This window comes from Nostoc sp. (assembly GCF_036916575.1).
Classification (GTDB): Bacteria; Cyanobacteriota; Cyanobacteriia; order Cyanobacteriales; family Nostocaceae; genus Nostoc.
The window spans coordinates 1-10,744 of the sequence record NZ_JBALGC010000056.1 but is presented as its reverse complement, the minus strand read 5'-3'; the positions used below and the strand labels follow the sequence as shown (position 1 = coordinate 10,744).

Sequence of the window (10,744 nt, the reverse complement as noted above, 5' to 3'; positions counted from 1 at the left end):
TTGTGAGATAGTTTTGTGAAAGCGGCGCTTGTACTCAGCACGTATCGCTTTCCCCCGTTCAGTAGCCCCTACTGGCAACCCACTATCCCACTCTATTGCCCTTACCACTATCTGAATCCGTTGTTGGGCTTGTTGGCTGCGTTCCCAGTTCTGTTGCTTACGACGGTCAAATGGGATTACGTTGTCTTTGGGTTTATCAATGCTGCTAATGCCTGCTATGGCTTCTGCAAATGTATTGGCGAATGTACCCAATAGCCGTTCGGGATAACTCTGGTAAGGGCTATACCATTTGTTACAACTTGTGGATTCTACCCAATGCCGCACTCTAACTTCGATTTCGTGCTGGTGTCGGCAATATTGGCTGTAGCCAGGGGCGTTAATTGCGGTAGTAAGGCAAAATTCGACTAATTTATCACTTTCTAAGTCTAAAAAGACGATTCCGTAGCCTACGAAGATTTGTAGGAGGGTGTTTGTTTGTCCTTTTCCTGTCCAGCCTGTGGTGATAATTTCTTCCCAGTTGGCACGCCACTGTACAACGTCAGCAGATTCTTGCTTGCGATATCTCTCCCGTGAAATTTGTTTTTTGGCTTTGTTTACTACTCGTTTTAGTTTGGTTAAATCTTGCCGACTGGCCGCGCGATCGCAATGGTCAAGGAAGATAGAAACGGAGTCGCTAATTGTTTGTAGGTCATCATCAAGTAAAAATGACCCGCTACCCGGTTGCATGGGGCAACGGATAGCTTTGTAGTTGGTTATTTGTTTTTCACTATATGGTTTAGTATTGGGGAAGATTTCTAGGTGTCCTTGGCGTACTCTTAAGCCTGCATTTCTCAAGGTAACTTCTAAACCGCAGGCTAGGGCAAAGGTGGGCAGGGGGGATGCAAAGGTTAGGATCAGGTGATAGCCACCACTGAAGCTGGACTGGAGGATGATGATATCAACTATGCCGATGTCCTCTAGCGCCGCTTTGATGCGATTTATAGATTCAATATTGTGGTAGTCCCCAAAAAAATCTAAATCGATTGTCGCGTAACTAGTTGTGTTGTCAAAGCGCAAACCTACTAGTTTTGACTTGTCTTGGTGCAGCTTCCACAGTTGGGAGGGTTGGAGGTAATAATCGATGGTGCGCCATGCTGGTTTTGCACCTTCTACTAAAGAAGGGGCAACTATCGCCCCAAATGGATGCCAAAAACGTTCTACATAGCGTTTGCCCACAGATTCTGCGGGCAGATGGGGTTTGATTTTCTTTTTTGAAGGCTGTACAAGGCTTAATTGGAGCTTGTTATCAACCTCTGCCCCGAAATTTTCTTGGAACATGAGTGACTGTCCTGATGTTTTTCGTGCATCAGGTAGCCTCGCTGTTGGTCAAATTGTGTTAGCCTAAAGTTGAATTTTTTGATTTTGAATAAGCGGTTGGTTATCCGCTTGTTGGAGGCGACTGGTAATCGTCTCGTGGTTAAAAGTAAACAGAGGCTTATAATTGTTTAGGCTAAGACATACATAGGCTTAGGCTAAGATTTAGTCCAACACGCTTCACCAACAACAATGCGGCTACCCAACTTTTTTTTGGAAGCTATTTAAATAGGTCAAATAGGTCGGTTCTAGCGAAGTTGTTACTAAATCTGGAAAAGAGTTTTGGGATAACTCCGCAAAGCTAGCAACACCTATAAATGTCACCACACATTGGCTCTTGTTAGTACAATTGGTGAAGATGAAATTATTCTTCACCACCGAGTTTAAAGACAAAAAACAGTCAAATATCTTCATACGAGTTCAGCGCCCAAAAAAGTGAACTCGTACTGCAATTACTATTGAGATGCTAATCTATTAGGTAAGTTAAATTATGGAATAAATTCTCTGCTAGATTAACTGCTCACAGCTATCTATGCAGCACGAACATTATCCTTTTTTCTCTTTGTAGATACTTCCATTGCTTTCATTTGAGCTTTATAATCCTCCCAAGTTTTTTCAAATACGTCAGATTCATACATTCGTAATAAGACCTCCTCTTTCTCAGTTAAATTTGTCAGTTTTAACAACTCCGTCAAAGACACCTGAACTGGGAAAACATCACTAAACTTTTGCATTAAGTGAAGTATTCTTTTCCTCTGTTCCTCAGATGGTTCATCTTGCAACTCTGCATCAATCTGTTGCGGACGTAAATTCACAATTTCTAGACTCATATTTACTAAATTCCTCAATCCAAACACAACAAACTCATTAGTTATACCAATAACTCGTCCCACAATTTCCAACTCTGGCCGCAGTCTTTTCTTGAATTGATATACTTGGTCAAGCTGAAAACGCCGAAACGGATTGCGATCGCCATTCCGTATCCAAGCAATACCATCACTTATACTACCTATTTCATCTGCCTCAATCAGGTCTATAACCTGGTCACAGATATCTTGATTGCAAACAAACTTGTATGCTGCATCAATGCTCCGGTTAAATTCCGTCTCCAGTACAATAACTGCCTTAAGTTTTTGAAGTTCTCGTAATTGAGAAATATATGCAAATACTTTTTTACCCTTGTGATAACTGCCAACACTGATTTTTAGATTCTCTGAAACCTCCTGAATTACAGGCTTACCCTTGTTTAATTGAGAGTTCCTATCATCTATCAAAGTGTTCAAATTTGAATACTTCGATTCATTCAAACGACGGGCGCTTTGGCGCTGTCTTTCTTTCGCTTGGGGACGAAGTACGCTCTCCCAGTACTGCCCCTCATGAAATTTCTGGTAGTGAGTCTTCCCGCCTTCACGATGGAGATTAAAGTCAAGCACTAGTTTCAAATCTTCTTCAAACGAACCAGACTCGACAAATTCCACTTTCACAGCAAAAATCCCTAGCTGGCGGGCTATCTGCAAGCGACACTTACCCGCCAAGACAACATTTACACCAGTACGTGCAGATACCTTCAAAGATTCAATAATCCCTCTTTCAGAGATACTTTTTTCCAAAGCAGGACGATTCTCATTCTCACCATATATTTCTATCAGCTTCGGATGAACAACCAACTCCGCAGGAGAAATATATACAATTGCCTGATTATGCACCTCAGACATATTTTTACTCCGGATCACAAATTGTCTAAAAAGGAAAAGTTTAATTTTTAAAATTCCGATAAAAAAGCATAAAAATCTTATGCACCAAGACTTGTATCACTTATATCTTTTAGGAAAAGTGGCAATTTAAAAAGATGATTTAATCTTATAAATAGAAAAATATTACCTGTCAAAAAAACTTTTGAAGAGAATTTTACCGATAGAAAACTATTATTCCCAACCCATTGCAAACCAGAACAACTGAAGAGATATTTAACGTGCTGGTTTCTGTAAAAAATACATCTATCTAAAGAAATGTTTGTCAAACCGGGTAAACTCATGATATGATTGCTTTAGTTAATTAAATTGACAAAACAATGTTCCGCCCTGTTCTCATAACAGGTGGGCTTGTTTTTTCCTCAAAGCCCTGTTTGCACCAGGGCTTTGAGCGAGTTTTTAAGCAAACGGACGCTACAAAAAGAGTATATCAGTCTTGATTCAATTTGGCAAAATTGTACAGTAAAGAGGGGTAAATTTTTAGATGCCTCGTCTTCAGATATTAAATTCTATTGAAAAACAAGTACTAGAACATATAGCGGCAACCAGCAGCGATGAAGTTTGCAAAAGAGCCAAGATTCTGCTAGGACTAGACGAAGGCAAAAAATACTTAGCCTTAGCCCAAGAGATTGGTGTAACCGAAAAATCAATAGCAAAGTGGAAGAAAAGATGGACATCAAGTACCATCTTGTCAGAAACTCAGGAGTTAGCGATCGCCAAGGCTAATGAGGTATTAGGTGTCAACGTGGGCAGACCTAAGAAGTGCAAAAGTACAGAGGCGAGCAAAATCGTCGAAATCAGCGAATGGAGCAAGAACCGAAAACCTAGTCGTTCAAGGCACCATTACCATATGCAGGTAGCTGAGGAAGCCACTCGCAGGGGATTACCGACATTATCGCCAAGAAGTATAGGACGCATCTTAGAAGCCCAACTGCAATAAAAAGAATTATCAAGCAAGAACCATCCTATCCTAAAGGTACTATCATCTCCGGAACCTGCCAGTATGATCTGCACCGAAGCAGACAGTTTAAAGCATTTAAAAACAGCCAAAGAACTGTACCAAAAGCAGGACGATACTGTGGCAGCGGCAAAGTCGGAGAAAGTATATAGTCAGGTGTCCAAGTAAACAAACCCAATTAACTGGGTGTTTCCAGAATGGCGCTACCAAGATGTGAAGCTTCCAACGCAGTAGTTTTTAACTCTTTTGATGAGGAACACTGAGATTACCTCAACTATTGTGCCTTCTCACCTGCCAAAAAAGGTTGTGTTGCAAAAACAATTTGAGGACAGACGAGCCAGCTCAATCATCACTTCTTATCCCGCTTTTGTCACTCTCCCGAAACAAAAATCAAAAGCAATATTTAAAACTTTGACTGGGACTGGGTTTGTGACTTTATTTCCTAATATGATGAGTATTCTCATTCCTTTATCCTGAAACCTTTATGCAGCAATTATTTCAGATTTTTATCTATGGAAAGTAACAGAAGCTGTTTACGGACGCGCTCACTTCCGTTATGGATGGAAGAAACAAGTCAAATCCTCTTCCCTTCTGCCTTCTGCCTCCTGCCTTCTGCCTTGTTTCTTAAGAGTCTCCGAAATGGCGGGTGTGGGAGTTGCCCTCCGGCTCGCCTAAGGGCACGATTTACTGGCGTACAGGGGAGCTACTTGTTGGGCAGATAATTAGTGAACAGATCAACCACGCTTTGAGGCGCGTTGTTACCGAAAAAGAGCTTGAGGTTTAGGTCGGTCTTTGCAGCAACGGACGCACTGCGGGGAAAAAGGTCATTTTCATACGCGACGAGCGCGGCTTCAACATCACCTGGGTTAGCGGCGAGTGCCTGCCCGAGTTCAGCGCCGTCGTACATGGCGAGGTTAGCTCCTTCGCCAGCGAACGGCGACATCAGGTGCGCTGCATCGCCGAGCAGTGTCACCCCAGCTAAGCGATCCCATCTGTGCTCGATCGGGAGCGCGTAAATAGGGCGAGGCACAGGGTTCGTCTCACCGTCGATGATAAGTGCTGTCAGCTCCGGAGCCCAGCCGTCGAATTCTTCGGCAACGCGTGCCATGGCAGTCACTGAGTCGGAGAAATCGATGCGGGTAATCCAGTCCTCCGGTTTGTTGAGCGCCACGTACGTGTGCAGGGTTCCATTGGCATAGCGGTGTGTCAAGATGCCTTTACCCGGCGCGACCGCCATCAGCGTGCCACCGCCAATCGCTTCCGCGCTGGCCTTGTGGCGGGTGTCGCCGTCGAAAAGACACGTCTCGATGAATGAGGTACCGACATAGGCGGGCTTAACCTCGGAAAGAAATGGACGAACCCTTGACCAAGCGCCGTCAGCACCCACGAGGATGCCGGTAGTCACTGCTCGACCGTCAGCGAAGGTTAAGATATGCCGCCCGTCGCCGAGCGAAGACACTGCTGTGAGCTTGTGTCCCCAGCGAATTGTGTCGGCAGGAAGGGAGTCGATCAAAATCCGGCGGAGATCTCCTCGATCTACCTCAGGCCGACCACTGTTACTATTGTCTTGTTTATCAAGCAGGATGTTACCGTCCTTGTCCACTACCCGCTTTGCATCAGCGCCAGCCTGGATAATCTCGAGGAACTTATCGAAAAGTCCTGCTGCCTTGAGTGCGAGCTGTCCGTTATATTCGTGGATATCAAGCAAGCCCCCTTGCGTGCGTGTGTTAGCCGAGGCTTCCGCTTCGTAGATCGTCGCTGCGATACCGTGAACGTGGAGGACTCGGGCGAGCATCAACCCACCAAGCCCTGCACCGATGATCGCGACTGGAGTATTCATCCTAATTCCTTCGTGGTTTGAGTAGGCATTTCTTTCTCCTAATGGAATGTAGCATATTCAGGTAAAGGGTCAAGAAAGGGTAAAAACTGTTACAATACCTTCGTCAATTTCCGAGGGTGAATTGATGTCTGAACTTTCTTTTATCTAAGGTTTGGCAAAAAACAATGAGTTCTAAAAATTCCTTCAAGGTTGACCACAAGGCTTTTTTAACGTATCGCCCGCAGTATCAAGGGTTTGATATTCCCAGCCACCTTATAAGCTAAACACCTATGTGATGATTTTTCCGTTTTTGCCAAAATTTTTTAGGCTCTTATTTTGGCAAAGGTATTGTTGTTGACGACAACTTTTTAAATCCCAGTACCAACCGGGGCTTTTCATCAAACTCTAAGCAAGCATTTCCACAAACTCGACTACTTGAGCAGAAGTCACTTCTTGTGCGATCAGAAAGTCAACGAGTCCATCAAGTTTTTTCTGGTTGTAGACGGTAGAATAGCCTTGAATCTGGCGTTCCTTGCAGAACTGTCGCAGCTTCCGCATACCTAAATCCAAAAGCTTCTTCCTCTCTTCCGTAACATCTATTAGCACAAGTTGTTTGGCTTCATCCGCAAACCTGGTTTCAACAGCTGGCGGCGCAGTTTCAATAATCGAAGATTCTGGTTCAGAGAATTCTTCCTCATCATAAACAGCACCAACAACAGTCAAATCCCTCTGAGTTTCCAAAACTGGCGACTCTTTAGAAATCACCGCAGCGCTATTACTAACTTGAAGTGATACTGATTGAGCAGGGACAAAGATCACATACAAGATTGGGAAAATAATCAAAAACAACTCGATTGGAAACAAAACATCGTTAACAGATTGTACAAAAGGTGATATTGCAAAAGCAGACATAATGTGATTACTCCATGAATTACTGATAGGCGGCGTTGTAGCGGCTTGCCACCCAGTAGCGGGGGGAAACCCCCGTACTGAGTGAAAGCTTTTACACGTATCCCATCCACCAGTAGGAGGAAGGAGGGTAAATTGCCTTTAAGCAATTAGACGAACCAAGTTTTCCAAAATTTGCAGTTGTTGAATTTTAGAAATTACCAATCCAAGATACAGAAATTGCAAAAATGCGATTTTTTCGACTTGCACCCGCAGCTTTTAAAAACTTCCTTATTCATCCCAGCACTCCAAATTTTTTACTCTTAAGGTAGTTGACGTAACTAACCAAGTTGTAGTTATATTTGAGTTCTTGGGGAACAAAAGTTGAGTAAGGATGCAGCGCTACACCATCACGGCGAAAGCGGTGACTGGGTGCATATATATCAAAAAAGATAGATATCTCATCACCATCAACCTCGATTTTGGCTATGCCCTTAAGTTCCTTCGTAAACTCCGAAACTCGCCCTGATGCTACGTAGTCAAAGACCACTACATTTCGAGTGCGGAAATACTGGATGTAGGAAAGAAGTCTCGCTTCCGTACCAAGCTCAAGCAGTCTATCAAAATGTTTCAGCAAGATACCGGAATAAGAAAAAGAAAACCTACGATTAGCGTATTCATCCCACAAAATAAGGTCGCCGTAAAACTTGCAAATATTCGCCTGATTGGACGATATTTCTCTATTTAAGCTTTCGACAACAGCATCATCTTCAAATGGAAACAATGCCTTACGTTCATCCCATTGCTTATCTGGACAGCAACCATCTTCAAACCATCCGTATGGATGAATGCCACAAACAATATTATTGGCACCATGCAGTAACTTACACCCAGCACACACTTGCAAATAGCAAGAAGTAAATTCTTCGCTATTAACTGCATTAACATAGCGTCGGTGTATATCTAAATGTTCCTCTAAAGCTTCACAAGGTAAAAGCTTATATGAGGAAAAAGTTTGTCCAATTAATCTGTCTGGATCAATTTCATCATAGATTACTGTCAAGTCGTCAATGTGGTGAGAATGTAATTTCTCGTAAAGTACCAATTTCCGATATGGTTCTTCTTCAAATCTGCAAACAAACAAGCCCTTTAAATCAGAATGCCCCTCAAAATTTATCACCGTATAAGTGTAAATAAAAGGCACATCATTAGATTTTTCAAAGCTCTCAGGTTTTGTAAATACAAGCAGTTTTATGTCAGCTATTTTTGCAGGTTCTATCCTAGAATTAGTTTCCTCCGATTCTTCAACAATAGTTAAGAAAGCACCGCCCAAGGAAGCAAAAATAATTCCGGTAAAGCCCAATACAATAGTACCAATGCCGATAGAGGCAATTTGTTCAGAGCGTTCTTTCTCAACAATTGGGAATCCGCCCCTAGCTAAGTACAATAAACCCAAACCAGAAAAAGTTGCTATAGCGCCCAAACCAATAGTAGTCAAAGACACCATTCCAAAAGCAGCATTAATGTTTCTCAAGTAATTAAACGCAAACTTCTTCAACATAATTCATCCCTCTAAAATGCAGGTCACAAGGTTTTTAATTACTCTCGCCCCGGCACGGATTGGGATTTACTGAGAACTACACTACTAACCTACCCCTTACTCTATTAACAATTCCAAAACTATTTAATAGATTCGTCCTGGTTAATTTTCAGTATCGGCAGTAGTTTCATCCTCAATAGTGATAGCAAGAGTCGAACTTGCTTTATTGCTTAAACCAACATTCCACCCGGAGCGGATATCACCAAAAAACGATATCTATAAGCCACATATCTAATATCCAAAAGTCCAAGTATTAGTTTCGTTTAATTCAATTTTTTCAAAATAGTTAGCAAAACCTGAAAAATGGAAATATTCTAGTGGCATCCGAGATATTAATATTAAAGAAACATTTTCTAATTGAGCTAACTGTTGTAATCGAAATAAGTCGTTGCTGAAAGTATTGCTAACAAAGTGCAATCTATCAAAATTATCTATCATCAGCAGTCTATTATAACCATTAGATAATTTACTTATGATATTTTGCCAATCCTGCTGGTAGTAAAAGCTGAAGCTAATAGGAATAATGTTGAATAGATGATCCACACTAAAAGGATATTCAAGATTGAGATAAACAGACTCTAAGTTAATATCCTTGAGTAAACAGTTTTTAACAGTAAGAGTCTTCCCAATATTCTGCTTGCCCCATAGGTTAATATTTTTGCCTGCATTTACCTTATCGATTAACTGACGGTAGTCTTTATAACGCAACATTGTCGTCATCCTTTAAATCTAATATCTCCATAAGTTAAATTGACACTAAATATGTGACTTTTTGACTATACTTTTCTAAGCTGTTTCGGGAAAATTGGTTAGATACAATAAAATTATTTAACAGAAAGTCAGGTGATTGTGAAAGTCTCAATAGTACACCATTATCACCACTACTGCGATGATAATAATGAACTACAGGTGATTGGATAACTGTCAAGTTATCGTTACGGATTGCTTGTCCTGTAACCAGACCATCCATGATAAATTTGGCGGCAGCAGCTACATTATCGCTATCTCGTCCAAAATTTTTGAGATACCAATGAAATTCAATCCAAACTGCACCATCTAAACAAAATTCACATTCTCGAACAAATTCACCAATTAAGTTTGTCCAGTACTTCTTAAGTCCAGCGCTGGCTTGCCAACCTGACCGTGCCTGGTTAATAATTTCGTTCATACTAGGAGGTAAAGGCATAGTTAATTCAAATATCATCTTCGTCACCCCGCTTCAAGCTATTTAAAAATTCCTCAACAACATTTCTAAATTTCTTGTACGACCTACCATCTTGACGGGATAAATTGAATACCGCTTTGACAATTTCATCAAGTTGATAGCCCTTTTGGTACAAATTCAAAATTGAGTTTCTCGCTTCCTCGTCAAGCTGTACCTTAAAATTAAAACTGCCCTCAAAATCGGTCTTAGACTGCTTAGTTTTAGTATTAATTTTAGTTTTAGATTTCCCATTGTCATTACTATTGCTCTCGCCGTACAAACTAGCGACAAATTCATCAAAGTCTAACCCAGATTTCCATGCTGTATAGGGATCGTCCTTGTTTTTTGCTTCCAAGAGTAACTGCTGGAAGTATTCAGGGTCTTCATCGTCAGCTACATAAAGCGCCTGGAGTCGCAGCACTTCAGTTGTTTTATACAAGAAATCTCCGTATCCCAGTAAATAAACTGCACGTTTGTCTTTATCGTCCCCAAGGATAATACAACTGTCTTCAGGGCGAGTCGTAACAAAGGCTGTCTTGGCTGGAAAGTTTGAGCGAATCAACGGATCAATCACGTTTTTATCAGGTCGCTGGGTGTACAAAAGTACGTGAATCCCTGCACCACCCGCTTTTGCAAGCAACTTCATCAACGCAGTCTCAATGCGATCGCAGTAGTTATCGTCGGAAAGTAGATCAAAACACTCGTCAATCAGGCAAATCACTCGCGGCATGACAAAATCAGGTGTAAACCGTATGTTGTACTGTGCGATCGTTTCAATACTACTGTGGCGCTCAAATTCCTGGTAACGCAATTCCATTTCTTCAACCAAGTAATCAAGCAAGTTAGCGGTAGACTCTGCATCACGCGCAACTGGTGCAACGAGATGGGGTAGCCCATCAAATTTACCAAAGGTCACACGCTTAACATCCGAAAGCGCTAATCGAACAACCGAAGGGGGATATCGTCGTACCAAATACAAGATTGCTGCTTTCTCAAACTGCGACTTTCCACCCCGCGTCCGCCCACCACCCAGGATATGGGTCACGTTGTCGCTATAAAGCTGAATTTCCACATAGGTGCCATCAACATCAACACCACCGGGGATGGATACCGAATGAATATCAGGTTCGCCGTCAAAAGTAAAATAATCGCGGAAATAAGCAAATTGTCT

Annotated in this window: 9 protein-coding genes and 1 pseudogene; 2 read left to right on the top strand and 8 right to left on the bottom strand. The window is 41.9% G+C overall.

Annotation, left to right across the window (positions count from 1 at the left end; genetic code table 11):
* Together V7L29_RS13255 and V7L29_RS13250 are read right to left on the bottom strand one after the other, a co-directional pair.
* Window positions 1–1,317, bottom strand: a pseudogene (locus tag V7L29_RS13255) (hypothetical protein); the annotation flags it as partial.
* Between the two features lie 566 nt (window positions 1,318–1,883).
* Window positions 1,884–3,068, bottom strand: a complete 1,185-nt coding sequence (locus V7L29_RS13250; RefSeq protein WP_334735764.1) for a hypothetical protein — start codon at window positions 3,066–3,068, stop codon at window positions 1,884–1,886.
* Window positions 3,069–3,588: 520 nt separating this feature from the next.
* Here V7L29_RS13250 and V7L29_RS13245 point away from each other — a divergent pair.
* Window positions 3,589–4,044: a helix-turn-helix domain-containing protein gene (locus V7L29_RS13245; RefSeq protein WP_334735763.1), complete on the top strand. Its 456-nt coding sequence runs from the start codon at window positions 3,589–3,591 to the stop codon at window positions 4,042–4,044.
* 63 nt (window positions 4,045–4,107) lie between these two features.
* A complete protein-coding gene (locus tag V7L29_RS13240; protein WP_334735762.1) occupies window positions 4,108–4,230 on the top strand; it encodes a hypothetical protein in 123 nt (40 codons plus the stop codon).
* A gap of 535 nt (window positions 4,231–4,765) precedes the next feature.
* Here V7L29_RS13240 and V7L29_RS13235 read toward each other — a convergent pair.
* The 6 genes from V7L29_RS13235 to V7L29_RS13210 all read right to left on the bottom strand — a co-directional run.
* Window positions 4,766–5,902, bottom strand: a complete 1,137-nt coding sequence (locus tag V7L29_RS13235) for an FAD-dependent oxidoreductase (RefSeq protein ID WP_334735761.1) — start codon at window positions 5,900–5,902, stop codon at window positions 4,766–4,768.
* 384 nt (window positions 5,903–6,286) lie between these two features.
* Window positions 6,287–6,793, bottom strand: coding sequence for a hypothetical protein (locus V7L29_RS13230; protein WP_334735760.1), 507 nt, complete (start codon window positions 6,791–6,793; stop codon window positions 6,287–6,289).
* A 271-nt stretch (window positions 6,794–7,064) separates the two neighbouring features.
* Window positions 7,065–8,330, bottom strand: coding sequence for a hypothetical protein (locus tag V7L29_RS13225; protein WP_334735759.1), 1,266 nt, complete (start codon window positions 8,328–8,330; stop codon window positions 7,065–7,067).
* 270 nt (window positions 8,331–8,600) lie between these two features.
* A complete protein-coding gene (locus tag V7L29_RS13220) occupies window positions 8,601–9,089 on the bottom strand; it encodes an ATP-binding protein (protein ID WP_334735758.1) in 489 nt (162 codons plus the stop codon).
* A gap of 25 nt (window positions 9,090–9,114) precedes the next feature.
* Window positions 9,115–9,555, bottom strand: coding sequence for a hypothetical protein (locus V7L29_RS13215; protein WP_334735757.1), 441 nt, complete (start codon window positions 9,553–9,555; stop codon window positions 9,115–9,117).
* 7 nt (window positions 9,556–9,562) lie between these two features.
* Window positions 9,563–10,744: FtsK/SpoIIIE domain-containing protein (locus tag V7L29_RS13210; RefSeq protein WP_334735756.1), on the bottom strand; the 1,182-nt coding region annotated here is incomplete at its 5' end.